We start from the raw sequence: 25,657 nt of genomic DNA, 5'->3' as shown, positions 1-25,657 counted from the left end.
TCAGGCGACGCCCATGCCGGCGTCGCGCACGCGCTCGAAGCACTCGAACTCGCGGTTGATCCAGCGCGCGTCGCGCCGCTCCACGCGGCGGATGTAGACCGACTGCACCACGTCGCGCGTGTGGGCGTCGATCTCGACCGGCCCGCGCGGGCTGTCCAGCCGCAGGCCGCGGAACGCATCCACCAGCCGCTCGGCGCCCGCCTTGCCGCCGCGCGCGCCCGGCGCGCTCAATGCGGCGTCGATGGCCGCGAGCCCGTCGTGCGCCGCCACGGCGAAGTAGCCCGGGCGCAGGTGGCTGCCGTACTCGGTCTCGAAGGCGCCCGCGAAACGCCGGTTGGCCGGCGACTCGTGGGCGAAGGAATAGTGGTGGCTGGTGACCAGCCCCTCGGCCAGTTCGCCGATGCCGTCCAGGTAGTGGTCGTCGGTGGCGTCGCCCGTGGCGAGCAGGCGGATGCCGGTGTCGGCCATGCCGCGATCGCGCCAGAACTTCAGGAAGATGGCCGGCATCTGGCCCGAGGGCAGGAAGAAGAACACGGCCTGCGGCTTCAGCTCGCGCAGGCGCAGCATGTAGGCCGAATAGTCGAGCGTGTTCAGCGGCACGCGCAGCATCGCGCCCACGCGCCCGCCGCCCGCGGTGATACCGGAGACGAAGGCGCTTTCGGCGTCCACGCCCGAGGCGTAGTCGGCCACCACGGTGCACACGTCGCGCAACCCCTGCTGCAGCGCCCAGCGCGCCAGCGGCGCCGTGACCTGCGCGATGGTGAACGACACCCGCACCATGAACGGCGAGCGCCCGGGGATGCCCGAGGAGGCGGCGTTCATGATCACGGTCGGCACGCGCGCCTGCGTGGCGACCGTGCCGACGGCGTAGGCGTTGGAGCTGAAGTCCAGCCCCGTGAGCAGGTCGACGCGCTCGCTCTCGATGAGGTCCTGCGCCTGGCGCCGCGCCTGCTCGGGCGCGCTGCCGGGCACGTCGCGGCGCAGCAGCTCGACCGGCCGGCCCGCGATCTGCTGCTTGTGGTCGGCCAGCCAGACCGCCATGCCGGCGTCGAACTGGCGCCCGCCGCCCGCATAGGGCCCCGACCACGAGCCGATGACCCCGATGCGCAACGGCCGCACACGCGCCAGCACCAGCGAGGGCGCCGCGAGCGAGCCCGCGAGTAAGCCCAAAGCATGCCGGCGCGTCGGCCCGAATGCTACTTTTTCAGTAGCACGCATCGCCCGCGTGGCGGGCGTTGTGGGCAGGTTGATGTCTGGAGCAGGCACGAGGAACAGTGTACGCAGCCACCGTCCGCAGGCAAGTCCACGGAAGGCTTAGACCTTCGAGAAATCGGGCTTGCGCTTTTCCATGAAAGCACCAAACGCTTCCTTGGCAGCCGGCTCGCGCAGCATGCGGCCGAAGCTCGCACCTTCTTCGCCCATGCGCTCGAGCACGGCAGGCATCTGTGCCTTCTTCAGCAGGCGCTTGGTCTCGATCAGCGCGCTCAACGGCTTGGCCGCGAGCTTGCGGGCCTGCGTCTGCGCGATGCCGTTGGCTTCGGTCGGCGGCACCACGCGGTTGACCAGGCCCACTTCGAGCGCGGCCTCGGCCATGAAGGGCTCACCCAGCAGCAAGGCTTCGGCGGCGCGGTGGTAGCCCAGCATCTGCGGCACCAGCAGGCTCGACGCGGCCTCGGGGCACAGGCCCAGGTTGACGAAAGGCATCGAGAAGGCCGCGTTGTCGCCCGCGTAGACGAGGTCGCAGTGGAACAGCATCGTGGTACCGATGCCCACGGCCGGGCCGCACACGGCGGCGACGATGGGCTTGGGGAAGGTGGCGATGCCGCGCAGGAAGCGAAACACCGGCGATTCCTGCGTGGAGGCCGGGCCGTTGAGGAAGTCGCCGATGTCGTTGCCGGCGCTGAAGATCGTCGGGTCGCCCTGGATCAGCACGCAGCGCACGGCCGCTTCGCTCTCGGCCGTGGCGAGCGCGTCGGCCAGCGCGGCATACATGTTGCTGGTGATCGAGTTCTTCTTGTCGACGCGGTTGAAGGTGATGGTCATCACGCCGGCTTCGGTGTGGACGAGGATGTCGCTCATGGAAAGATCCTTGGGTAGGTAAAACGGGGGCGACGCGCTCAAGCGTCGATGGCTTCGCGGACGAAATCGAGGCGGTCCTGGCCCCAGAACATCTGGTCGCCGACGAACATGGTGGGGGCGCCGAACACGCCACGCTCCACCGCCTCCTGCGTGACCGCCTTGAGGCGGTCTTTCACTTCCTGCGCGCCGGCCAGCGCGAGCAGGCCCGCGGCGTCGAAGCCTGCATTCTGCAAGACGGCGCCGACGGTCGCGGGGTCGTTGAGGTTCTTCGGCTCGACCCACATCGCATGGAACACCGCGTCGATGTAGGCACCGAAGCGTTCGGGCATCTTCATCTGCACGCCGGTGGCGCCGCGCATCAGCAGCAGCGTGTTGATCGGGAAATGCGGGTTGTGCACGAAGGGAACGCCGTAGCGCCTGGCAAAGCGCTGCAGGTCGGTCGTGAGGTACGGGCCCTTGGCCTTGATCTCGGCGGGCGAATGGTTGCCCGTGGCCTGGAACACGCCGCCCAGCAGCATGGGCTTCCAGACCAGCTCGGCGCCGGTGTCGGCGCACACGTGCGGCAGCTGCGTGGCGGCCAGGTAGGCGGCGGGGCTGCCGACGTCGAAATAGAACGCGACGGATTTCGTCATGGGTGTCTCCTTGTGGCTGTGCGTCGCGCCGCGATGCGTAGCGCGGCGCCGGTCAGAACTTCTCGGACCAGGGGCGCAGGTCCAGCTCGTGCGTCCACGCATCGCGCGGCTGCGCGTGCAGCATCCAGTAGCTGTCGGCGATGTGGTCCGGGTTCAGGATGCCGTCGCTGTCCTTCAGCGCATAGCGCTCGGGGAAGTTGCTGCGGATGAACTCGGTGTCGATGGCGCCGTCGACCACGACGTGCGCGACGTGGATGCCCTGCGGCCCCAGCTCGCGCGCCATCGATTGGGCCAGCGCGCGCAGGGCCATCTTGGCGCCCGAGAAGGCGCCGAAGTTGGCGGCGCCGCGCAGCGAGGCCGTCGCACCTGTGAAGATGATCGTGCCGCGGTGGCCGCCGGCGGGCATCTCGCGCGCCACCATGCGCTTGGCCACTTCGCGGCCGTTGAGGAAACCCGAGAAGCAGGCCATCTCCCACACCTTGAAGTACTTGCGCGCGGTTTCGGTGAGGATGCTCTCGGGCACGTTCGCGCCGATGTTGAACACCATCACCTCGATCGGCCCGACGGTCGATTCGATCTGCTCGATGAGCGCCACCACTTCTTCTTCCTTGCGTGCGTCGCAGGCGAAGGCGTGGGCCCGGCCGCCGTCGGCCTCGATCTGCGCCACCAGCGGCTGCAGCTTGTCGAGGCTGCGCCGCGTGACGCAGGTGGCGTAGCCCTCGCGCGCGAAGCGGCGGGCGATGGCGCCGCCGGTGGCGTCGCCCGCGCCGACGATCAATGCAGCCTTGGTGAGCGCCATGACGGTCATTCCTTGTAGTAGACGATCTGGTTCGAGGTGGCGAGCAACGCGCCCTTCTCGCTCCACAGCTGCGCCTTCTGGTCGAAGAAGCCGTTGAAGAACTGCTGCCCCGCCGCGCAGCCCAGCAGGTAGCCCGTGCCGACCTCGGCCAGTTCGGCGGCGCCGACATGGAAGTAGGTGGTGATCGACACCGTGCCCGCGGGCACGTGCGTGGCGCGGCGCAGCCACACGCGCGGGTAGAACACGTCGCTCAACGCGGCGAGCGAGGCGAAGTCGAGCGGGCGCGCCTGCGCGTCGCGCACCCACAGGCGCGTTTCGCTGTGCTGCAGGCTGCCGTCCCACTTGGCGGGAATGCCGCCGCTGAAGGGGCGCATCTCGTACTGCTCGAGCCAGGCCACGCCCGACGGGCCGATGCGGATGCGATCGACCGCCTCGGGCTTGGGCGCCTCGGGCATGGTGAGGTCGACCTGGCTCCACGTGTCGCGGCGCGCGGCCGTGACCACGGTGGCGGTGGTCGTCATGTTCGCCGTGCCGTCAGCGCCGGGCTGCGTGATCGTCACCGTCCAGTGCTGCGTCGAGCGGTTGGTGCGCACGGCGGTGGCCTGGATGTCGAACGCGCCCTCGCCGAGCGCGGCCGCGTAGTTGACGGTCAGCGCGATGGGCGTGCCGAGCAGGTCGGGGTGCTTGAGCACCGCCTGCAGCGCCAGCGCCGCGGTGGTGCCGCCGAACGGGCCGACCATGTTCCAGTAGTCGGGACTCGTGGTGCCCGTGAAGTGCCCCACGCGGATGTCGCTGTGGTGCAGGGCCAGGGCTTTGTCGAGGGGGTGTGGGGTCGTGCTGCTCATGGTGATCGCCAGTGTGCCTGCGGAGGATGACGTCACGCAGTCGTGTGCGGGACGTTGGCGTGCTGCACTGCCGCAGGCGCGGTCAGCGCGGCAAGCCGGTGCAGCTTGTCGAGCGTGCTCGGCCACAGGCTCTGACTGAACTGCTCGCGGAAGAAACCGAAGTGGCCGATGCGCCGCGCCTGCACGTCGGCCGGCGCGATGCGCTCGACCGCACTCGGCGCGCCTGCATAAAAACTCACGAGGCTGCGCGTGCCGGCGTGCGTCATGAGCTCGTCGTCGGTCATCGAGAGCGCGAGCACCGGGAAGCGCACGCGTGCATAGCTTTGCAACGCGGGCTCGCCTTCGGCGCCCACGCTGTAGCGCGGGTTCAGGCACCAGCGGCGCCATTGCAGGATCACGCCGCGCGGCAGGTCGCCGACCTTCTTCAGCTTGCGGCCCGGAAAGTAGCCCCACAGGCGCGTCGCCAGCGGCACCAGCACGAACCAGAAATACAGGATGCTGCGCCGCAGCTTCGGCGCGTTCTCGCGCCAGTAGCCACTGCCGGCCGCGATGCTCACGAGGCCGTCGACCTGCCCCGGCCGCTGCAGGAAGCCCGGCAGCTGCGCGCCGAGGCTGTGGCCCAGCAGGTACAGAGGTTCGTCGGGCAGCGCGACCTTCGCGGCGTCGATCACCGCCTCGTAGTCGCGCGCCCAGTCGAACAGGTCGGCCTGGAAACCGCGCAGCGGCGCATCGCCGAGCGAGTCGCCGCTGCCGCGGTAGTCGAAGGTCCAGACCCGCAGGCCCTGCCCCGCGAGCCAGTGCGCGAAGGGCTCGTAGAACGACTGGCGCACGCCCATCGCACCGCCGATGACGATGCTGGCGCGCGGGGCGCCGGCGGGGTCGTAGCGGCGCACCGCCACGTGGGCGCCGGCGTCGACCGGCAGTTGCAGGGCTTGCATTCCGTGGTCTCCTTCGTTCTGCGGCCCCTTGCTAGGGCGTCCCGGGGTCGGACGGATCAGACGCGTTCAAAAATTCCTGCAGCGCCCTGGCCCATGCCCACGCACATCGTGACCATGCCGTACTTCAGCTTCTCGCGGCGCAGCGCGTGCACCACGGTGGCTGCGCGGATCGCGCCGGTCGCGCCCAGCGGGTGGCCCAGTGCAATGGCGCCGCCCATCGGGTTGACCTTCGACGGATCGAGCCTCAGCGTGTTCATCACCGCGAGCGATTGCGCGGCGAAGGCTTCGTTGAGTTCGAACCAGTCGATGTCCTCGTGCTTCAGGCCTGCATAGCGCAGCGCGGCCGGAATCGCCTCGATCGGGCCGATGCCCATGATGTGCGGCGGCACGCCCTTGCTCGCGAAGCTCACGAAGCGTGCGAGCGGCGTGAGGCCGTACTGCTTGATGGCCTTCTCGCTGGCCAGGATCAACGCGCCCGCGCCGTCCGAGGTCTGCGAGCTGTTGCCGGCCGTCACCGTGCCGCGCGCGGCGAACACGGTGCGCAGCTTGGCCAGGCCTTCGATGCTGGTGTCGGGGCGTGCGCCTTCGTCCAGGCTCACGGTGCGGGTCTTGGCGATCGACTCGCCGGTTTCCAGGTTCGGCGTGCGGTCGGTCACTTCGATCGGCGTGATCTCGTCGGCGAACTTGCCGGCGGCCTGCGCGGCCAGTGCCTTCTGGTGCGAGGCCAGCGCGAACGCGTCCTGCGCCTCGCGGCTCACCTTCCACTGCTGCGCAACCTTCTCGGCCGTGAGGCCCATGCCGTAGGCAATGCCCACGTCGCCTTCGCGCTCGAAGATCGAGGGCGACAGCGAGGGCGAGTTGCCCATCATCGGCACCATGCTCATGCTCTCGACACCGGCCGCGATCATCACGTCGGCCTCGCCGACGCGGATGCGGTCCGCCGCCATCTGCACGGCCGACAGGCCCGAAGCGCAGAAGCGATTCACGGTGATGCCACCGATGCTGGTCGGCAGGCCGGCCAGCACCGCGCCGATGCGCGCGACGTTCAGGCCCTGCTGCGATTCGGGAATCGCGCAGCCGCAGATGATGTCTTCGATGGCCTTGGGGTCCAGGCCCGGCACGGCAGCGAGTGCGGCCTTCAGCGTGGTCGCGAGCAGGTCGTCGGGACGGTAGTTGCGGAAGTAGCCGCGGTGCGACTTGCCGATGGGCGTGCGGGTGGCGGAGACGATGTAGGCGTCTTGTACTTGCTTGCTCATGAAATCTGTCCTTAGTTGCGCACGGGCTTGCCGGTGCTGAGCATGCCCATGATGCGTTCCTGCGTCTTGGGGTGCACGATGAGCGAGCAGAACGCCTTGCGTTCCAGCGTCATCAGGTATTCCTCGGTCACGAGCGAGCCCGCGTCCACGTCGCCGCCGGTGACCACGTTCGCGATCAGGCTGGCGATGTGGAAGTCGTGCGCGCTGATGAAGCCGCCGTCGCGCATGTTCACCAACTGGCCCTTGATCGTCGCGGCGCCGCTGCGGCCCGCCACGCGGAAGGTCCGGCGAAGCGGCGGGCGGTAGCCGGCGTCGGCCATGGCCTTGGCCTGCTGCAGTGCCACGTAGAGCAGCTCGTCCTTGTTCGGCACGATCACGTCGCTGTCGAGCAGGTAGCCCAGCTTCTTCGAGTCGAGCGCGCCGGTGCCGACCTTGGCCATCGCCGCGGCGGTGAAACCTTCGGTGAGGAACGGCAGCAGGTCGGTGCCCGTCGACGCCGATGCGTTTTCCGCCGCGCGGCGAGCGATGTAGGTCAGGCCGCCCGCGCCGGGGATCAGGCCCACGCCCACTTCGACCAGGCCGATGTAGCTTTCCATCGCGACGACGCGCTTGGCCGAGTGGATGGCCAGCTCGCAGCCGCCGCCCAGCGCCATGCCGCGCACGGCGGAGATCACCGGCACATTGGCGTAGCGGATCTTGAGCATGACGTTCTGCAGCTCTTCCTCCGCGCCTTCGACCGCGCCGATGCCCGCGACCACGAAGGCCGGCAGCATCGCCTGCAGATCGGCGCCGACCGAGAACACCTCGTCGGGCGACCAGATCACCAGGCCCTTGTATTCGGCTTCGGCCAGGTCGACCGCGGCGCCGAGCGCCTCGGCCACGTCGGGGCTGATGGCGTGCATCTTCGACTGGATGCTCGCGATGAGCACTTCACCGTCGAGCGTCCACACGCGCACATCGCCTTCGTCGCTGATCGTCGTGCCGGCCGTGTTGGCATCGGCCGCGTTCGCGCCGAGCACGCTCTCGGGGAACAGCTGGCGGTCGTGCACCGGCAGCTTGCGCTGCGGCACGAACTTGTTCTGCGAGGCGCTCCACGATCCTTCGGGCGTGTGCACGCCGCCGGCTTGTGCGACCGGGCCTTCGAAGACCCACTTCGGCAGCGGTGCGGTGCTCAGTGCCTTGCCGGCGTCGATGTCTTCCTGCACCCACTTGGCGACCTGCGCCCAGCCGGCTTCCTGCCAGAGTTCGAACGGGCCCTGCTTCATGCCGAAGCCCCAGCGCATCGCGAAGTCGATGTCGCGCGCGCTCTCGGCGATGTCGGCCAGGTGCACGGCGGCGTAGTGGAAGCCGTCGCGCAGGATGGCCCAGAGGAACTGGCCCTGCGGTCCTTCGCTCTCGCGCAGCAGCTTCAGGCGTTCACCCGCGGGCTTCTTGAGCATGCGGCCGTACACCTCGTCGGCCTTGGCGCCGGCGGGCACGTACTCGCCGCTCTTCAGGTCGAAGCGCAGGATGTCGCGGCCGGCCTTCTTGAAGAAACCGGCCTTGGTCTTCTGGCCCAGGTTGCCCAGCTCCAGCAGCTTGGCGAGCACGGGCGGCGTCGCGAAGTTGGCGTAGAACGGGTCGGTCTCGGCGTTCAGGTTGTCCTGCAGCGTCTTCACGACGTGGGCCATGGTGTCCAGGCCCACCACGTCGGCGGTGCGGAAGGTGCCCGAGCTCGCGCGGCCCAGTTTCTTGCCGGTGAGGTCGTCCACCACGTCGGGCGTCAAACCGAACTTCTCGACTTCCTTCAGCGTGGCCAGCATGCCGGCGATGCCGACGCGGTTGGCGATGAAGTTGGGCGTGTCGTGCGCGCGCACCACGCCCTTGCCGAGCGTTCTGGTGACGAAGGCCTCGAGGTCATCGAGCACCTGGGGCTGGGTGGTGGGCGTGTTGATCAGCTCCACCAGGAACATGTAGCGCGGCGGGTTGAAGAAGTGAATGCCGCAGAAACGCGGCTTCAGGGCTTCAGGCAGCGCCTCGCTGAGCTTGGTGATCGACAGGCCCGAGGTGTTCGAGGCCAGGATCGAATGCTTGGCGACGTGAGGCGCGATCTTCTTGTACAGATCGAGCTTCCAGTCCATGCGCTCTGCGATGGCCTCGATGATGAGGTCGCATTCGCCGAGCTTGGCCAGGTCGTCTTCGTAGTTGGCCTGCTCGATCAGGCCCGCGTCGGCCACGTCGCCCAGGGGCGCGGGCTTGAGCTTCTTGAGGTTGTCGATGGCGCGCGTGACGATGCCGTTCTTCGGGCCTTCCTTGGCGGCCAGGTCGAACAGCACGACAGGCACGCGCACGTTGACGAGGTGGGCGGCAATCTGCGCGCCCATCACGCCGGCGCCGAGCACGGCGACCTTCTTCACTTGAAATCGGGACATGTTGCTTGGTATTTCTTGGATAGGTTGTGCGCGGAGTTACTGCACACGGTTCCAGGTTTGGGTGCGCCAGAAGGGGCCGAGGTAGCCGCGCACTTCCAGCTTCTTGCCGCCGTCGATCGGCGTGAAGCTCGCGCGGTATTCCTTGCCGTTCTCGGGGTCGAGGATCTTCCCGCCTTCCCAGACGTCCTTGCCCTCGGCCTTCTTGCCGCCACGGATGATCTCCAGGCCCGCGATGGGCTTGCCCTTGCGGTCGTCGGCGCACTCGTCGCAGGTGGCGTCGGGCTTGGTGTCTTTCTTCAACGACTTCTCGATGCGCCCGAGCAGCGCGCCGTTGGTCTCGGCGATGCGGATCTCGGCCTTGGCCTCGCCGGTCTTGTCGTCGACGTTGCGCCACAGGCCCATCGGCGTGCTCTGGGCCATGGCCGAGACGGCGGTGACGGTGAACAAGACGGCTGCAAGCGTTGCTTTCATGAGCGGGCTCCCGGTGGGTCGATGAAGAAAGGCTGTGTGCCGCTTAAGCGAGTGCTGCGTCGGTGTCCATCAGCACCTTGCTGCCGGCGCGCGCGGTGCGCATCAGCATCACGGTCTCGGGGAACAGCTTGGCGAAGTAGAAGCGTGCGGTCTGCAGCTTGGCGACGTAGAACGGATCGTTGTTGCCGGCGGCGATTTCGCGCAGGGCCACTTGCGCCATGCGGGCGAACAGGTAGCCGAACACGAAGTGGCCGGCCACGCGCAGGTAGTCGACGGCGGCGGCGCCCACTTCGTCGGGGTTCTGGAAGCCCTTGAAGCCGATCTCGGTCGTGAACTTGGTGAGCTGGTCGCCCAGCATCGCGATCGGGTTGATGAACTCGGCCATCTTCTCGTTCACGCCTTCTTCTTCCACCAGCTTGGCCACGAGCTTGCCGAACTTCTTCAGCGACGCGCCGTTGTTGCCCAGGATCTTGCGGCCCAAGAGGTCCAGCGACTGGATGGTGTTGGTGCCTTCATAGATCATGTTGATGCGGTTGTCGCGCACGAACTGTTCCATGCCCCATTCCTTGATGAAGCCGTGGCCGCCGAAGACCTGCATGCACGAGTTCGTCGCGATGTGGCCGTTGTCGGTGATGAAGGCCTTGACGATGGGCGTGAGCAGCGCGACCAGCTCGCCGCTGTCCTTGCGCACCTTCTCGTCGGGGTGGTTGTGTTCCTTGTCCAGCAGCAGCGTGCAGAAGATCTGCAGCGCGCGGCCGCCTTCGGCATAGGCCTTGGCCGTGAGCAGCATCTTGCGCACGTCGGGGTGCACGATGATGGGGTCGGCTTCCTTGTCCTTGGCCTTCACGCCCGACAGCGAGCGCATCTGGATGCGGTCCTTGGCGTAGGCCAGGGCGTTCTGGTAGGCCACTTCGGTCAGGCCGAGCGACTGGTTGCCCACGCCCAGGCGGGCGGCGTTCATCATCACGAACATCGCGGCCAGGCCCTTGTTGGGCTCGCCCACCAGCGTGCCGGTGGCGCCTTCGATCACGATCTGTGCGGTGGCGTTGCCGTGGATGCCCATCTTGTGCTCCAGGCCGGCGCAGAAGATCGGGTTGCGCTCGCCCAGCGAGCCGTCGGCCTTGACGTGGAACTTCGGCACCACGAACAGGCTGATGCCCTTGCTGCCCTTGGGCGCGTCCGGCAGGCGGGCCAGCACCAGGTGAATGATGTTGCTCGTCATGTCGTGCTCGCCGGCCGAGATGAAGATCTTGCTGCCGGTGATGCGGTAGGTGCCGTCCGCCTGCGGCTCGGCCTTGGTGCGCAGCAGGCCCAGGTCGGTGCCGCAATGGGGTTCGGTCAGGCACATCGTGCCGGTCCACTCGCCGCTCGTGAGCTTGGGCAGGTAGGTCTTCTTCTGGTCGTCGGTGCCGTGCGCGGCCAGTGCCTCGTAGGCGCCGTGCGACAGGCCCGGGTACATGGTCCAGGCCTGGTTGGCGCTGTTGAGCATTTCGAACAGGCACTGGTTCACCACGAACGGCAGGCCCTGGCCGCCGAAGGCCGGGTCGCACGACAGCGCGGGCCAGCCGCCTTCGACGTACTTGGCGTAGGCGTCCTTGAAGCCGGTGGGCGTCTTGACTTCGTGCGTGGCCTTGTCGAGCACGCAGCCTTCTTCGTCGCCGCTGATGTTCAGCGGAAAGGTGACTTCGGCCGCGAACTTGCCGGCCTCTTCGATCACGGCGTTGATGGTGTCGGCATCGGTCTCGGCGTGGGCCGGCAGTGCCTTGAGTTCCTCGGCGACGTTGAGCACTTCGTGCAGCACGAACTGCATGTCACGCACGGGGGGGTTGTAGGTAGGCATCCGGGACTCTCCTGGTCGAAGCTAGATAGATTGGAAAAAACGAAAACGGAAAAACGAAACGGGCAACCGTGGCGCTCAGCGCACGGTCTTGAGCCGGCGCGTGCCGCGCGCGGCGGGCGCGGACTCGGCGGCGTTGGAAGCAGGCGGCGCGTCCGGCGTGGCGGCGCGCGCGAGGATGTTGTCGAAGCCGACGTTGGCGCGGCCGATGGAGCCGGGCACCTGCAGGAAGCGGGCTTCGTAGTGCAGCGCGAGGATCAGGCCGTGGATCTCGAACCCGACCTGGCGCTCGTCGGCGTCGGCGCGCAGGTGGCCTTCGGTCTTGGACTGCACGATGGCGCGCAGCACGGCAGCCTGCCAGATGCTGACCGACTCGACCAGCGCGTCGCGCACCGGGCCCGGGCGGTCGTCGAATTCGGAGGCGCCGCTGATGTAGATGCAGCCCGAGTCGATCTCGGTCGAGGTGCGCTTCATCCAGTTGGCGAACATGGCGCGCAGGCGCGGCAGGCCGCGCGGGGCCTGCAGGGCGGGGAAGAACACCTCCTGCTCGAAGCGGGCGTGGTATTCGCGCACCACCGAAATCTGCAGTTCCTCGCGCGAGCCGAAGTGGGCGAACACGCCCGACTTGCTCATCTTGGTGATTTCGGCCACGGCGCCGATCGACAGGCCCTCGAGCCCGATCTGCGCGGCCAGCGCCAGCGCGGCGTCGACGATGATGGCCTTGGTCTGCTGGCCCTTGGGGGCGGCGCGGGCCGGCTTGGCGGGAACGGCGGTGGCAGACATCGTGAAAGCTCCGAATAAAACGAACGGTCGTTCTATTTTGCAGGGGCTTTGCACTTTTGACCGCAAATGACCTTGGGCGGCGGTAGGTTAATAAAGGTTAGCCAAAGCAAGGGGCGGCCGCCAGGGGGCCGCACCCTTGCCCCGGCGGGATCAGAACTCCTGCGACACAGGCCGCAGCACGACCTCGTTGATGTCCACGTTCGCCGGCTGCTCGACCGCGTAGACGATGGCGCGCGCCACCGAGTCGGCCGGAATCTGGTTGGCGTCGTAGAAGGCCTTCACGCCGGCGGCGCTCTCGGCGTCGCTGCTGCCGAACTTCAGCTCCGAGTCCACCGCGCCGGGCGACACGATGGTCACGCGCACGCCGCTGTTGCCCACCTCCACGCGCAGGCCTTCGGAGATGGCGCGCACCGCGTGCTTGGTCGCGCTGTAGACGGTGCCGATGGGCGTGAACACCTTCAGCCCGGCGATCGACGCGACGTTGACGATGTGGCCGCTGCCCTGCGCCTGCATGCGCGGCAGCACGGCGGCGATGCCGTAGAGCACGCCCTTGATGTTGACGTCGATGGTGCGGTCCCATTCGTCGACCTTGAGCTTGTCCAGCGGCGACAGCGGCATCACGCCCGCGTTGTTGACCAGCACGTCGATGCGGCCGAAGGCCTCGACGGTGGCGGCCGCGAGCTTTTCCAGGTCGGCGCGCTTCGCCACGTCGGTGGCCACGGCGATGGCATCGCCGCCGGCCTCGCGGATCTCGGCGACGACCTGGTCGAGCCGGTCGGTGCGGCGGGCCGCGAGCACCACCTTGGCGCCGCGCGCGGCCAGGTGGCGGGCCGTCGATTCGCCCAGGCCGCTGCTGGCGCCGGTGACGATGGCGACCTTGCCCTGGATGTTGTCTTGAATGGAGGTCATGGAATTTCCTTGGGGGGTGTGTTGAAGAGGTGCATGCAGTGTGGAAAATCCACGCGTTCCAGTAAATGAAACTCTGGCGACTTCAGAATTCCCAAAAAAGGAACACCCCATGTCCAACCGCCTCGAAGCCCTGCGCGTGTTCTTCACCGCCGCCGATGCCGCCAACTTCCGCGAGGCGGCCGTGCGCCTGTCGGTGTCGCCGCAGGTGGTGACGCGCGCGGTGCGCGAACTCGAAGAAGAGCTGGGCGAACCGCTCTTTCACCGCAGCACGCGCGGCGTGCAGCTCACCGATTTCGGGCGCCAGCTCGCCGAGCGCGCCCGCGTGGCCGTGGGCGGCGTGGACGAACTCTTTCATCGCATCGACCGGCGCGCGCTGTCGCAGCACACGGGCACGGTGCGGGTCACGGCGCCGCATGTGTACGCCCGGCTGATCCCGCAGGCGCTGGCGCCGCTGCTGGCGCAGCATCCCGGGCTGGTGCTCGACCTGCGGCTGTCGGAGCAGCATGCCGACGTGGTCGACCAGCAGATCGACCTCGGCGTGCGCGTCGGCCCGATGCGCGACGCGCGCTTCGTGGCGCGGGGCGTGGGAAAGATGTCGCTGTGCGTGGTGGGCTCACCGGCGCTCATCGAGCGGGTCGGCGCGCCGCGCACCGTCGATGCGCTGTCCGGGCTGCCGGTGACGGCGCTGATCGACCACAGCTCGGGCCGGCCCTGGCCCTGGGCCTTCAGCAAGAAACGGGTGTTCACCGTGTCGTCGCCCGCGTTCGTGACGGACAACATCGACGCCGAATGCGCCGCGGTGCTGGCGGGCATCGGCTTCGGCCAGCTCATCGGGCCGCTGGCGCAGCCATGGCTGCAGTCGGGTGCGCTGGTGGAGGTGCTGGCGGCCGAGGCGCCCGAGCCCTGGCCGATCCACGTCTACCGCCCGCGGCGCGCGCCGGTGCCGGCGCGCGTGCGGCTGGTGTACGACGAGCTGGTGCGCGTGCTCAGAGCTTGAAGGGCACCACGTCCTGGCGCTGCTCGCCCAGGCCTTCGATGCCCAGCGTCATCACGTCGCCCTTCTTCAGGAACAGCGGCGGCTTCATGCCCATGCCGACGCCGGGCGGCGTGCCTGTGGTGATCACGTCGCCGGGCATCAGCGTCATGAACTGGCTCACGTAGCTCACGAGCTTGGCCACGCTGAAGATCATGGTCTTGGTGCTGCCGGTCTGCACGCGCTGGCCGTTCAGGTCGAGCCACATGGCGAGCTTCTGCGGGTTCTCGATCTCGTCGCGCGTGACGAGCCAGGGGCCGATGGGGCCGAAGGTGTCGCAGCCCTTGCCCTTGTCCCAGGTGCCGCCGCGCTCGATCTGGTATTCACGCTCGCTCACGTCGTTGATGGTGCAGTAGCCGGCCACGTAGTCCAGTGCGCTCTTCTGCGACACATAGCGCGCCTTCGTGCCGATGACCACGCCGAGCTCGACTTCCCAGTCGGACTTGACCGAGCCCTTGGGAAGCATCACCGGGTCGTTCGGGCCCTGGATGCAGCTGGTGGCCTTCATGAAGACGATGGGTTCCTTGGGCACCGGCAGGCCGGACTCGGCCGCGTGGTCGGCGTAGTTCAGGCCGATGGCGATGAACTTGCCGACGTTGGCCACGGGGCTACCGAAGCGCGGCTTGCCCTTGACCAGCGGCAGCTTGTCGACCTTGGTCTTGCGCAGCTTGGCAAGGGCGGCATCGCCGAGCTGGTCGGGACCGATGTCCTTGACGACGGCGCTCAGGTCGCGCAGCTTGCCTTCGTTGTCGATGAGACCGGGCTTTTCTTTGCCGGGGTTGCCGTAGCGGACGAGTTTCATGCGTTCCTTTCAGTGCATTGAATGGGGAATCAGTAGGTGGAGCGGCCGCCCGACAGGTCGAACACGGCGCCGGTGGAAAACGAACAATCGTCGGTGCACAGCCAGCCGACCATCGCCGCCACCTCTTCCACGGTGCCGAAGCGGCCCATGGGAATCTTCGAGAGCATGAAGGCGATGTGGTCGGGGGTCATCTGGTCGAAGATGGCGGTCTTCACCGCCGCGGGCGTCACGCAGTTCACGCGGATGTCGGTGTCGGCCAGCTCCTTGCCGAGCGACTTGGTGAGCCCGATGACGGCGGCCTTGCTCGCACTGTACGCGCTGGCGTTGGGGTTGCCGTCCTTGCCCGCCACCGAGGCGATGTTGACGATGCGGCCCTCGCCCTTCGCGCCCTGCCTGCGCATCTGCGCCACCACCTCGCGGCAGCACAGGAACACGCCGTTGACGTTGACCTCCATCACCTGGCGCCAGTCGTCCACCGGGTAGTCCCACAGCTTGACGTTGGGCCCGGTGATGCCGGCGCTGTTGACCAGCGCATCGATGCGCGGCGCGTGCGCGAGCGTGGCGGCCACGGCCTTCGCGACCGACGGCTGCTGCGTCACGTCGACCTTCAACGCGAAGGCCTTGGCGCCCAGCGCTTCAGCCGCGCGCACCGCGGCGGCCTCGTCGCGGTCCCACAGCGTGACGCTGCCGCCCGAGGCGACGAGCCGCTGCGCGATGCCGAAGCCCAGCCCCGTGGCACCGCCCGTGACCACGGCGTGGCGGCCTTCGAAATCGAGCCGGTTCATATCGTGATGCCGCCGTCGACCGTGAAGTACTGGCCGGTGGCGAAGATGGATTCGTCGCTGGCCAGGAACACGACCACCGGCGCGATCTCCTCGGCCTGCGCGAGCCGGCCCATGGGCTGGCGCGCCACGAAGGCCTTGCGCGCGGCCTCGGGGTCGGCGTTGGCGTTGATGCGATCGCCCAGCGAGGGCGTGTCGACCGTGCCCGGACACACGGCATTGCAGCGGATGCCGCGGGCCACGTAGTCGGCCGCCACGCTCTTGGTGAGGCCGAGCACGGCCGCCTTGGTGGTGCCGTAGACGAAGCGGTTGGGCAGGCCCTTCATGCTGGAGCACACGCTGGCCATGTTGATGATGCTGCCGCGCCCGGCCGCAAGCATGCCGGGCAGCACGGCCTGGATGGTCCACATCTGCGCACGCACATTGAGGCGGAAGGCAAAGTCGAGGTCGTCGTCGCCGGCCTGCTCGATGGTGCCGTTGTGCACCACGCCCGCACAGTTGAACAGCACGTCGAGCGTGGGCAGCTGCGCCACGACCGCGCCGATGGCGGCCTTGTCGAGCACGTCGAGCTTCAGGGCCGTGACGTTCGCCACGCCGGCGTAGGCCGACAGCAGCTGCTCGTTGACGTCGGTGGCCCACACATGGGCGCCCTCGGCCGCGAGCGCCAGCACGCTGGCGCGGCCGATGCCCTGGCCGGCGGCGGTGACGAGCACGGTCTTTCCCTTCAATCTCATGGTCGGTGTCTCCTGGGGTGTTCTGCGGATGCGGGGTGGGTTCGGGTTAGGCCCGATGGGTGACATCTGTGAATCGCCGTATTCTGAATTGGCCTTACCACTTGTCCAATTCAGGACAACCCTTAAGCCGATCCACCGCCTCGCCCACACCCACTGCCTGCTCCCGTGCCGCTCCAGACCGTCGAACCCCAACGCCTCTATCGCCAGATTGCCGACCAGCTCCGGGGGCTGATCGCCAAGGGCGAATTCGACGTGGGCGCGCGCCTGCCCGCCGAGCGCGACCTGGCCAAGCAGCTGGGCGTGAGCCGGCCGTCGGTGCGCGAGGCGCTCATCGCGCTGGAGGTCGAGGGCTGGGTCGAGGTGCGCACCGGCTCGGGCGTGTACGTGCTCGACCGCTCGCACCGTGCCAGCGCGCCGGTGGCGCCCACCGAGTGGGGGCCGCTGGAGCTGATCCGCGCGCGCCGCGTGATCGAGGGCGAGACCGCCGCCATCGCCGCCCTGTCGGGCAAGCGCAAGGACGTGGACGCGATGACGCGCGCCATCGCCACCATGCGCGAGATGGCCGACCGCAACGTCATGCCGCTGGACGGCGACCGCGCCTTTCACCTGGCCATCGTCGGCGCCAGCGGCAACGTGGTGCTGGTCGAGACGGTGCAGGGCTTCTGGGATTCGCGCCGCGGGCCGATCTTCACGCGGCTGGGCGGCTACTTCGAGACCGTGACCTCGTGGCGCGCCGCCATCACCGAGCACGAGGCGATCCGCGACGCCATTGCCGCGCGCGACGCCGAGGCCGCGCGCAGTGCGATGCACACGCACATGGACAACTCGCACCACCGTTTCAGCGCGAGCTGGCGCCGCGCCAAGCCCGCCTGATTCCTCGCCAGCCTTCCTGCCAGTTCACTACAACGGAGACACACCCCATGATCAGCAGCAGCAAGAACAGCAAACGCACCGCCCTCAAGGCCCTGGCCGCCTGCGCCCTCGCGGCCGGCGCGCTGGGCGCGACGGGCATCGCCTCGGCGCAGACCAAGCTCAAGTGGGCGCACGTCTACGAGACCTCGGAGCCCTTCCACAAGTACTCGGTGTGGGCCGCCGAGGAGATCAAGAAGCGCAGCAACGGCAAGTACGACATCCAGGTGTTCCCGGCCTCCAGCCTGGGCAAGGAAGCCGACATCAACCAGGGCCTGACGCTGGGCACGGTCGACATCGTGCTGACCGGCGCGAGCTTCGCGGGCAACAGCTACAAGCCGCTGGCCATCACCTACTTTCCGTTCATCTTCCGCGACGCGGAGCACCAGCTGAAGTACGCCAGGAGCGACGTGTTCAAGGAGCTCGCCAAGGGCTACGACGACAAGACCGGCAACCACATCACGGCGCTCAACTATTACGGCGCGCGCCACGTCACCTCGAGCGCGGCCAAGCCGGTGAGCAAGCCCGAGGACATGAAGGGCCTGAAGATCCGCGTGCCCGACGCGCCGGCCTACCTGGCCTTCCCCAAGTCGCTGGGCGCCAACGCCACGCCGATCGCCTTCGCCGAGGTCTACCTCGCGCTGCAAAGCGGCACCGTGGATGCGCAGGAGAACCCGCTGCCCACCATCGAGGCCAAGAAGTTCTACGAGGTGCAGAAGAACATCTCGCTGACCGGCCACATCGTCGACTCGCTGCTCACCGTGGTCTCGGGCCAGCTGTGGGCCAAGCTGAGCGCCGACGAGAAGAAGATGTTCAACGACGTGATGCAGGAAGCCGCCGAAAAAACCGGCCGCGAGATCATCGCCTCCGAGACCCGGCTGGTGGAGGAGTTCAAGAAGAAGGGCAACAACGTGATCACGGTCGACAAGGGCGCGTTCCGCGAGGCCGTGCTCAAGAACACCAAGCCCACCGACCACGGCTACCGCCAGCAGGACTACGACCGCATCATCGCGATCAAGTAAGGCCACACGATGAGCGACGACAAGCTGCTGGGCGACGACGGCGAGTTCCACGCCAAGGACGAGGCCGTCGACCTGTCCGGCACCACCGTGGAGGCCTGGGCCGCCCTGGGCATCTTCTGGGTGCTGGGCCTCACGGTGCTCTACCAGTTCGTGACGCGCTACGTGCTGAACGACTCGGCCTCCTGGACCGAGGAGATCGCGCGCTACCTGCTGGTGGGCACGGTGTTCGTGGGCGCGTCGATCGGCGTGGCGCGCAACAACCACATCCAGGTCGACTTCTTCTACCGCCACATGCCGCCGGCCATGGGCCGCGCGCTGGGCCTGCTCGTCGACGTACTGCGCACGGCGTTCTTCGCGGCGGCGGTGGTCATGACGGTGCAGATGATGCTCAAGATCGGCAACAACGCGAGCATGACCATCGTCGACCTGCCGATGAACATCGTCTACGGCGTGTGTCTCCTGGGCTTCGTCGCCATGTGCGTGCGCTCGGTGCAGGTGAGCGTGGTGCACTGGCGCCGCGGCTACTGCGTGCTGGAGCGGCCCGAATCCACGATCGACGACCGCTGAGGTCGCAACCCCACTCCATCACGACAACAACATGCTGAAGATCGCCTTCCTGCTCTTCATGAGCGCCGGCATCCCGGTCGCCGTGGCCATGGCCGGTGCCTCGCTGGTCTACATCCTCTGGAGCGGCAACCTGCCAGGCTTCGTCGTCATTCACCGCATGGTGAGCGGCGTCGACAGCTTTCCGCTGCTGGCCGTTCCCTTCTTCATCCTCGCCGGCAACCTGATGAACAACGCCGGCATCACCAACCGCATCTACAACTTCGCGCTCGCATTGGTGGGCTGGCTCAAGGGCGGCCTGGGGCACGTGAACATCCTGGGCTCGGTGATCTTCTCGGGCATGAGCGGCACCGCGATCGCGGACGCGGCAGGCCTGGGCACGATCGAGATCAAGGCGATGAAGGAGCACGGCTACTCGACCGAGTTCGCGGTCGGCGTGACCGCGGCCTCGGCCACGCTGGGGCCGATCATTCCGCCGAGCCTGCCCTTCGTGATCTACGGGATGATGGCCAACGTGTCGGTGGGCGCGCTCTTCATCGCGGGGCTGATGCCGGGGCTGATCATGACGCTGCTCATGATGCTCACGGTGGCCTACTACGCGCACAAGAACGGCTGGGGCGCGGACGTGAAGTTCCAGTGGCCGCGCCTCATGAAGGCGCTGGTCGAGCTGCTGGTGGTGTGCCTGTGGCCCACGCTGCTGTGGTTCGCAGTCGACAAGTTCGGCGCGCCGGCCCAACCGGCGGTGGCCATTGCGCTGGTGATTCTTTTCGCGGCCGACAAGGTCTTCAAGTTCGAGGCGGTGCTGCCGATCATGACGCCGGTGCTGCTCATCGGCGGCATGGCGACGGGCCTGTTCACCGCCACCGAAGGCGCCATTGCCGCCTGCGTGTGGGCGATGGTGCTGGGCTTCTTCTGGTACCGCACGCTGCAGTGGAAGATGTTCGTCAAGGTCTGCCTGGAGACGGTGGAGTCGACCTCCACGGTGCTCTTCATCGTGGCGGCCGCCTCGATCTTTGGCTGGATGCTGACGGCCACCGGTGTCACGGCCGACATCGCGGGCTGGGTGCTCAACTTCACCAAGGAAGCCTGGGTGTTCCTGCTGCTGGCGAACCTGCTGATGCTGTTCGTGGGCTGCTTCCTGGAGACCACCGCGGCCATCACGATCCTGGTGCCGATCCTGCTGCCGATCTCGAACCAGCTGGGCATCGACCCGGTGCACTTCGGCGTGGTGATGGTGCTCAACCTCATGATCGGCGTGCTGCACCCGCCGATGGGCATGGTGCTGTTCGTGCTGGCGCGCATCGCCAACCTGAGCATCGAGCGCACGACGATGGCGATCCTGCCCTGGCTGGTGCCGTTGCTGCTGAGCCTGGGCATCATCACCTACTGGCCTGCCACCGTGCTGTGGCTGCCGAAGATCATGCAGTAACGACCACCGCCGGCGCACCCGCGCCGGCTCCGAGAACGATACCCACGATGACCCCCTACATCCGACTCCATCCCGCCGACGACGTCGTCATCGCGCGCTCGCAACTGCTGGGCGGCACGCTCGTCGAGAACGTGGCCGTGCGCGGCCTGATCCCGCCGGGCCACAAGGTCGCCATGCGCGCCATCGCACAGGGCGAACCGGTGCGCCGCTACAACCAGATCATCGGCTTCGCGAGCAAGGCCATTGCCGCTGGCGAGCACGTGCACACGCAGAACCTGGACATGGGCCCCGACAAGGGCGACTTCGAACGCGACTACGCCTTCGGCGCCGACGTGAAGCCCGCGCCCGCGAAACGCGAGGCCACCTTCATGGGCATCAAGCGCGCAGATGGCCGCGTGGCCACGCGCAACTACATCGGCGTGCTGACCAGTGTGAACTGCTCGGCCACGGCCGCGCGCGCGATTGCCGACCACTTCTCTCGCAAGACGAATCCGCAGGCGCTGGCGGCGTTTCCGAACGTCGACGGCGTGGTCGCGCTGACGCACGGCACGGGCTGCGGCATGGACACGCAGGGCATGGGCATGCAGATTTTGGAGCGCACGCTCACGGGCTATGCCACGCACCCGAACTTCGCGGGCGTGCTGGTGGTCGGGCTGGGGTGCGAGGCCAACCAGATCAACGCATGGCTCGCGACCGGCCACCTGGCCGAGGGCGAGAACTTCCGCACCTTCAACATCCAGGACACGGGCGGCACGCGCAAGACGGTCGAGAAGGGCGTGGCGCTCATCAACGAGATGCTGCCGCGCGCCAACGCCGTGAAGCGCGAGCCGTGCAGCGCGGCGCACATCACCATCGGGCTGCAGTGCGGCGGCTCGGACGGCTACTCGGGCATCAGCGCGAACCCGGCGCTCGGTGCGGCAGTCGACCTGCTGGTGGCGCACGGCGGCACGGCCATCCTGAGCGAGACGCCCGAGGTGTACGGCGCCGAGCACCTGCTCACGCGCCGCGCGGTGAAGCGCGAGGTGGGCCAGAAGCTCGTGGACCGCATCAAGTGGTGGGAGCACTACACCGAGATCAACGAGGGCGAGATGAACAACAACCCCTCGCCGGGCAACAAGGCGGGCGGGCTCACGACCATCCTCGAGAAGTCGCTGGGCGCGGTCGCCAAGGGCGGCACCAGCAACCTCGAGGCGGTGTACGAATATGCCGAGCCCGTCACCGCGCACGGCTTCGTCTACATGGACACGCCAGGCTACGACCCGGTGAGCGCCACGGGCCAGGTGGCCGGCGGCGCCAACCTGATCTGCTTCACGACCGGGCGCGGCTCGGCGTATGGCTGCGCGCCCTCGCCTTCGCTCAAGCTCGCGACCAACTCGGCGCTGTGGCAGCGGCAGGAAGAAGACATGGACATCAACTGCGGCGAGATCGTCGACGGCACGGCCTCGATCCAGGAGATGGGCCAGCGCATCTTCGAGCTGGTGCTGGCCACGGCCTCGGGCGCGCACTCCAAGAGCGAGCAGCACGGCTACGGGCAGAACGAGTTCGTGCCCTGGCAAGTCGGCGCGGTGATGTGAAGCAGGCGCAGCCCCTGCCCACCCGCCCCTTCGGCCACGCCATCCCATTGAACGCAAGAGGAGCCTGATCCATGTCCAGAACCCTGCCGGCCGACGGCCTGCAAGCCAACGTCGCCCGCATCCTCGAAGCGGCGGGCAGCAGCGCCGCCGAAGCGCAGCAGGTGGCCGCCAACCTCGTGCTGGCCAACCTCAGCGGGCACGACTCGCACGGCGTGGGCATGCTGCCGCGCTACATCGATGCGGTGGCCGAGGGCGGGCTCGTGCCCAACGCCGCCGTGAAGGTCAATCTCGACATCGGCACGCTGATGGGCCTGGACGGCCAGCACGGCTACGGGCAGATCGTCGGCGTGCAGGCGATGGAGCTCGGCATCGCGCGCGCGAAGCAGCACGGCAGCTGCATCTTCACGCTCGCGAACGCGCACCACCTGGGGCGCATCGGCCATTTCGCGGAAATGGCGACGGCGCAGGGGCTGGTGGCGATGCACTTCGTCAACGTGCTCTCGCGGCCCGTGGTGGCGCCCTGGGGCGGCGGCGACGGGCGCTTCGGCACCAACCCGTGCTGCATCGGCATTCCACTGGCGGGCGCCGAACCCTTCGTGCTCGACTACGCGACCAGCCGCGTGGCGCAGGGCAAGATGCGCGTGGCCCACAACAAGGGCGAGCAGGTGCCCGACGGCTACCTCATCGACGAGCGCGGTGCGCCCACCAACGACCCGGGCGTGGTCGTGGTGCCGCAGGGCAACGGCCTGTTCGGCGCGCTCATGACCTTCGGCGAACACAAGGGCTACGGCATGGCGGTGGCCTGCGAGCTGCTGGGCGGCGCGCTCACGGGCGGCGGCACCTGGCACCGGCCGGCGGACACGGCGCGCACGGTGCTCAACGGCATGCTGACGGTGCTGATCGACCCCGTGAAGCTCGGCACGCAGAAGGCCTTCGACGAGGAGGCGCGCGAGTTCATCGGCTGGCTGCGGCAAAGCCCGCCGGGCCAGGGCTTCGAGGCCGTGCAGATCGCGGGCGAGCCCGAGCGCCAGGCGCGCGCGGCACGCCGGCGCGACGGGGTGTGGGTCGACGACGCGACCTGGGGCGAGATCGTCGCCGCCGGCGCGAAGGTGGGCGTGGCCGTCGCCTAGCGCCGCGCCGCCTGGCGCGACTTCTGGCTCAGCACGAGCGCGATGCCGCCGAGGATCGCCACCGAGGCGAGCGCCAGCCGCGGCGTGATCGCTTCCGACAGGAACAGCACGCCGCCGAACGCTGCAAGCAGCGGCACCGACAGCTGCACGGTCGCCGCCCGCAAGGCCGACAGGCGGCCCAGCGCCGCGTACCAGACGACGTAGCCGAGCCCCGAGGTCAGCGCACCGGAGGCCACGGCCAGCGCGACGCCGCGCGCATCGGCGTGCGCGCGCATGGCGAACACCAGGCTCAGTGCCAGGGCCAGCGGCACGGCGCGCAGGAAGTTGCGCGCGGTCGCAGCCAGCGGATCGGCCACGCCCCGGCCGCGCAGCGAATACACGCCCCACGCCACGCCCGCCACCGCCATCAGCACGGCGCCCAGCAGCGGCGGCGCGGCGACGCCCGGCGACACCAGGTACACGAGCCCGGCCGCCGCGAGGACAAAGCCGCACCACGCCAGCACCCCGAAGCGCTCGCCGCCGCCCAGCCCCGCGCCCAGCATCGTGAGCTGCACCGCGCCGAAGAGGATCAGCGCGCCAGTGCCCGCCGGGAGGCTGAGGTAGGCGAAGGAGAAGAACGCGACGTACGCGAACAGCATGACGGCCGGCAGCCAGCCGGTGCGCCCGAGCGCGGACGGCTGCGCCCGGAAACGCACGACAAGCGCCAGCGTGATCGCCCCGGACGCGAGCCGGATGCTGCCGAAGCTGGCCGGGTCGATGCCGCCGTGTTGCAGCGCGAGCCGGCACAGCAGCGAGTTGGCCGCGAACGCGACCATGGCGACGGCGGTGAGCGCAACGGCGTGCAGGAGAGGGGCCGGGCGGGCAGCGGCGGCGTCAGGCATGGCGCGCCCCGGAAGGCCAGCGGCGGCGGGAAGGACAAGCACTCATGCGAGCCTCCGATCCAGAGGTCATGCGAAACGGGCTTGTCACCGCGGCACCGCGTGGCGGCAAGGGAGGAAATCGATCGTACGCGCCGCAAAGGGCCGCGTCGAGTTCAGCATGGCTGCGCCGGACCAGCCAGCCTTGCCGTCAAACGATCAGTGCGATCGTGGCTTCCAGGTGTTCGGACGGCGCGCGGCGGAAACCCGAGCGCGCAAAGCGCTGCAGCTGCCCGACCACGAAGGCCGTGAGCGCCGCGGCGCGCACCTGGGCATCGACGCTGGGCGTGGCCGAGCCGTCGGCGGCGGCCGCGCCGCGCAGCACCTGGCGCAGCGTGGCCTCGATCTTGTCGAAGAACTGGTTCATGCGCTGCTGCAGGCGCTCGTTCTCGAACACCAGCGCATCGCCGACCATGACGCGCGTCATGCCGGGGTTGCGCTCGGCGAACTGCACGAGCAGCACGAGGATGCGGGCCGCCTGCTGGCTGCCGGTGGCGCCTTCGCGCTCGAGGATCTGGTTGACCAGCGTGAAGACGCTCTGCTCGATGAAGTCGATGAGGCCCTCGAACATCTGGGCCTTGCTCGCGAAGTGGCGGTACAGGGCCGCCTCGCTCACCTCGAGCCGCGCGGCCAGCGCGGCGGTGGTGACCCGCTCGGCACCGGGCTGCTCCAGCATGGCGGCCAGCGCCTGCAGGATCTGCACGCGCCGCTCGCCCGGCTTGGGGCGCTTGCGCGTCGGTGCGGCGGCGGGCGTGTCGGCCGGGGTCTCTACGCCGGGGGCAGCTGTCTCTTCGTTCTGCATGGGAGCGCGTGCAAAGATGTAATCAATTGATTCTCGCACAGCGCAGTGAGCGCGCGCCTTCCGCCGACGGAAGGCACGCGGAGGGCGCTCAGCGCGCCCGGATCATTGTGCCGTAGGCCTGGTCGGTCAGGATCTCGAGCAGCATCGCGTGCGGCACGCGGCCGTCGATGATGTGCACCGCGTTCACGCCGCTCTTGGCCGCGTCGAGCGCGCCTTCGATCTTGGGCAGCATGCCGCCCGAGATGGTGCCGTCGGCGAACAGGTCGTCGATTTCGCGCGCGCTCAGGTTGGTGAGCAGATTGCCGTTCTTGTCGAGCACGCCGGGCGTGTTCGTCAGCAGCATGAGCTTCTCGGCCTTGAGCACCGTGGCCAGCTTGCCGGCGACGACGTCGGCGTTGATGTTGTAACTCTCGTTCTCCTCGCCGAAGCCGATGGGGCTCACGACGGGAATGAAGGCGTCGTCCTGCAGCGCCTTGACCACGCTGGGGTCGATGGAGACGATGTCGCCGACCTGGCCCACGTCGTGGTGCACGTTCGGGTCGGTGCGGTCGGCCAGCTTGAGCTTCTGCGCACGAATGAGGCCGCCGTCGCGCCCCGTGAGGCCCACGGCCTTGCCGCCGGCCTGGTTGATCAGACCCACGATGTCCTGCTGCACCTCGCCGGCCAGCACCCATTCGACGACTTCCATGGTCTCGGCGTCGGTCACGCGCATGCCCTGCACGAAGCTGCCCTTCTTGCCCAGCTTGTTCAGCGCGGCCTCGATCTGCGGGCCGCCGCCGTGCACCACCACCGGGTTCATGCCGACCAGCTTGAGCAGCACCACGTCTTCGGCGAAGTCGGCCTGCAGCGCGGGGTCGGTCATGGCGTTGCCGCCGTACTTGATGACGATGGTCTTGCCGTGGAACTTGCGGATGTACGGCAGCGCCTGGGCCAGGATCTCGGCCTTGTCGCGCGGAGGGATGTTGAGGACGGGGTCGGTCATGGGCGGTCAGGCTCCAA

25 protein-coding genes are annotated in these 25,657 nt (G+C 68.4%); 7 read left to right on the top strand and 18 right to left on the bottom strand.

What is annotated here, in order from left to right; translation table 11 throughout:
- From AC1RL8_RS20500 to AC1RL8_RS20445, 12 genes are all read right to left on the bottom strand, one after another.
- Positions 1-1,119 (bottom strand): ABC transporter substrate-binding protein, encoded by a 1,119-nt coding sequence (locus AC1RL8_RS20500; protein ID WP_139701560.1) that lies wholly within the window; start codon positions 1,117-1,119, stop codon positions 1-3.
- Between the two features lie 195 nt (positions 1,120-1,314).
- Complete coding sequence (locus tag AC1RL8_RS20495) at positions 1,315-2,079, bottom strand: enoyl-CoA hydratase (protein ID WP_492686355.1); 765 nt, start codon at positions 2,077-2,079, stop codon at positions 1,315-1,317.
- A gap of 38 nt (positions 2,080-2,117) precedes the next feature.
- The gene (locus tag AC1RL8_RS20490) at positions 2,118-2,711 is read right to left on the bottom strand and encodes a DsbA family protein (protein WP_487848589.1); all 594 of its coding nucleotides are present in this window, start codon (positions 2,709-2,711) and stop codon (positions 2,118-2,120) included.
- A 52-nt stretch (positions 2,712-2,763) separates the two neighbouring features.
- On the bottom strand, positions 2,764-3,510 hold the full coding sequence (locus AC1RL8_RS20485) for an SDR family oxidoreductase (protein ID WP_095949525.1): 747 nt from the start codon (positions 3,508-3,510) through the stop codon (positions 2,764-2,766).
- Positions 3,511-3,515: 5 nt separating this feature from the next.
- The gene (locus tag AC1RL8_RS20480; RefSeq protein WP_492686356.1) at positions 3,516-4,355 is read right to left on the bottom strand and encodes an acyl-CoA thioesterase; all 840 of its coding nucleotides are present in this window, start codon (positions 4,353-4,355) and stop codon (positions 3,516-3,518) included.
- 32 nt (positions 4,356-4,387) lie between these two features.
- On the bottom strand, positions 4,388-5,293 hold the full coding sequence (locus AC1RL8_RS20475; protein WP_492686357.1) for an alpha/beta hydrolase family protein: 906 nt from the start codon (positions 5,291-5,293) through the stop codon (positions 4,388-4,390).
- A 56-nt stretch (positions 5,294-5,349) separates the two neighbouring features.
- Positions 5,350-6,549: an acetyl-CoA C-acyltransferase gene (locus AC1RL8_RS20470; RefSeq protein WP_492686358.1), complete on the bottom strand. Its 1,200-nt coding sequence runs from the start codon at positions 6,547-6,549 to the stop codon at positions 5,350-5,352.
- An 11-nt stretch (positions 6,550-6,560) separates the two neighbouring features.
- The gene (locus AC1RL8_RS20465; RefSeq protein ID WP_492686359.1) at positions 6,561-8,960 is read right to left on the bottom strand and encodes a 3-hydroxyacyl-CoA dehydrogenase/enoyl-CoA hydratase family protein; all 2,400 of its coding nucleotides are present in this window, start codon (positions 8,958-8,960) and stop codon (positions 6,561-6,563) included.
- Positions 8,961-8,996: 36 nt separating this feature from the next.
- A complete protein-coding gene (locus tag AC1RL8_RS20460) occupies positions 8,997-9,431 on the bottom strand; it encodes a DUF2147 domain-containing protein (protein WP_492686360.1) in 435 nt (144 codons plus the stop codon).
- Positions 9,432-9,474: 43 nt separating this feature from the next.
- Complete coding sequence (locus tag AC1RL8_RS20455) at positions 9,475-11,271, bottom strand: acyl-CoA dehydrogenase C-terminal domain-containing protein (RefSeq protein WP_070060218.1); 1,797 nt, start codon at positions 11,269-11,271, stop codon at positions 9,475-9,477.
- A 75-nt stretch (positions 11,272-11,346) separates the two neighbouring features.
- The gene (locus AC1RL8_RS20450) at positions 11,347-12,051 is read right to left on the bottom strand and encodes a TetR/AcrR family transcriptional regulator (protein ID WP_070060219.1); all 705 of its coding nucleotides are present in this window, start codon (positions 12,049-12,051) and stop codon (positions 11,347-11,349) included.
- Positions 12,052-12,201: 150 nt separating this feature from the next.
- Positions 12,202-12,960 (bottom strand): SDR family oxidoreductase, encoded by a 759-nt coding sequence (locus AC1RL8_RS20445; RefSeq protein ID WP_070060220.1) that lies wholly within the window; start codon positions 12,958-12,960, stop codon positions 12,202-12,204.
- Between the two features lie 109 nt (positions 12,961-13,069).
- On the opposite strand from AC1RL8_RS20445, the gene AC1RL8_RS20440 reads away from it, so the two are divergent.
- A complete protein-coding gene (locus AC1RL8_RS20440) occupies positions 13,070-13,957 on the top strand; it encodes a LysR family transcriptional regulator (RefSeq protein WP_492686361.1) in 888 nt (295 codons plus the stop codon).
- Here AC1RL8_RS20440 and AC1RL8_RS20435 read toward each other — a convergent pair.
- The 3 genes from AC1RL8_RS20435 to AC1RL8_RS20425 are packed head-to-tail and all read right to left on the bottom strand — an operon-like array spanning position 13,947 to position 16,311.
- Positions 13,947-14,795 carry a fumarylacetoacetate hydrolase family protein gene (locus AC1RL8_RS20435; protein ID WP_159278639.1) on the bottom strand — a complete coding sequence of 283 codons (849 nt, stop codon included), beginning with the start codon at positions 14,793-14,795 and terminating at the stop codon, positions 13,947-13,949. The genes AC1RL8_RS20440 and AC1RL8_RS20435 overlap by 11 nt on opposite strands.
- A gap of 29 nt (positions 14,796-14,824) precedes the next feature.
- Positions 14,825-15,580: an SDR family NAD(P)-dependent oxidoreductase gene (locus AC1RL8_RS20430; RefSeq protein WP_492686362.1), complete on the bottom strand. Its 756-nt coding sequence runs from the start codon at positions 15,578-15,580 to the stop codon at positions 14,825-14,827.
- Positions 15,577-16,311, bottom strand: a complete 735-nt coding sequence (locus AC1RL8_RS20425) for an SDR family oxidoreductase (protein ID WP_062471114.1) — start codon at positions 16,309-16,311, stop codon at positions 15,577-15,579. The genes AC1RL8_RS20430 and AC1RL8_RS20425 overlap by 4 nt, the downstream gene beginning before the upstream one ends.
- Positions 16,312-16,476: 165 nt before the next feature.
- On the opposite strand from AC1RL8_RS20425, the gene AC1RL8_RS20420 reads away from it, so the two are divergent.
- The 6 genes from AC1RL8_RS20420 (at position 16,477) to AC1RL8_RS20395 (ending at position 22,939) form a co-directional block, all read left to right on the top strand.
- Positions 16,477-17,184, top strand: coding sequence for a FadR/GntR family transcriptional regulator (locus AC1RL8_RS20420; protein ID WP_159273772.1), 708 nt, complete (start codon positions 16,477-16,479; stop codon positions 17,182-17,184).
- A gap of 47 nt (positions 17,185-17,231) precedes the next feature.
- Positions 17,232-18,242 carry a sialic acid TRAP transporter substrate-binding protein SiaP gene (locus AC1RL8_RS20415; RefSeq protein WP_307582850.1) on the top strand — a complete coding sequence of 337 codons (1,011 nt, stop codon included), beginning with the start codon at positions 17,232-17,234 and terminating at the stop codon, positions 18,240-18,242.
- A 9-nt stretch (positions 18,243-18,251) separates the two neighbouring features.
- Positions 18,252-18,809: a TRAP transporter small permease gene (locus tag AC1RL8_RS20410; RefSeq protein WP_070060225.1), complete on the top strand. Its 558-nt coding sequence runs from the start codon at positions 18,252-18,254 to the stop codon at positions 18,807-18,809.
- A 31-nt stretch (positions 18,810-18,840) separates the two neighbouring features.
- On the top strand, positions 18,841-20,235 hold the full coding sequence (locus tag AC1RL8_RS20405) for a TRAP transporter large permease (RefSeq protein WP_070060226.1): 1,395 nt from the start codon (positions 18,841-18,843) through the stop codon (positions 20,233-20,235).
- 47 nt (positions 20,236-20,282) lie between these two features.
- The gene (locus AC1RL8_RS20400) at positions 20,283-21,809 is read left to right on the top strand and encodes a UxaA family hydrolase (RefSeq protein ID WP_070060227.1); all 1,527 of its coding nucleotides are present in this window, start codon (positions 20,283-20,285) and stop codon (positions 21,807-21,809) included.
- A gap of 71 nt (positions 21,810-21,880) precedes the next feature.
- The gene (locus AC1RL8_RS20395) at positions 21,881-22,939 is read left to right on the top strand and encodes a malate/lactate/ureidoglycolate dehydrogenase (protein WP_307635967.1); all 1,059 of its coding nucleotides are present in this window, start codon (positions 21,881-21,883) and stop codon (positions 22,937-22,939) included.
- Here the strand turns inward: AC1RL8_RS20395 and AC1RL8_RS20390 are convergent.
- From AC1RL8_RS20390 to argB, 3 genes are all read right to left on the bottom strand, one after another.
- On the bottom strand, positions 22,936-23,820 hold the full coding sequence (locus AC1RL8_RS20390; protein WP_492686363.1) for a DMT family transporter: 885 nt from the start codon (positions 23,818-23,820) through the stop codon (positions 22,936-22,938). The two genes, AC1RL8_RS20395 and AC1RL8_RS20390, sit on opposite strands and share 4 nt — an antisense overlap.
- Positions 23,821-24,007: 187 nt before the next feature.
- The gene (gene slmA / locus AC1RL8_RS20385; RefSeq protein ID WP_062471138.1) at positions 24,008-24,658 is read right to left on the bottom strand and encodes a nucleoid occlusion factor SlmA; all 651 of its coding nucleotides are present in this window, start codon (positions 24,656-24,658) and stop codon (positions 24,008-24,010) included.
- 88 nt (positions 24,659-24,746) lie between these two features.
- On the bottom strand, positions 24,747-25,640 hold the full coding sequence (gene argB / locus AC1RL8_RS20380) for an acetylglutamate kinase (RefSeq protein ID WP_062471140.1): 894 nt from the start codon (positions 25,638-25,640) through the stop codon (positions 24,747-24,749).
- Between the last annotated feature and the right edge of the window lie 17 nt (positions 25,641-25,657).

This window comes from Variovorax sp. GW822-FHT04E09 (assembly GCF_058800845.1).
This window is presented reverse-complemented; position numbering and strand designations above follow the sequence as displayed.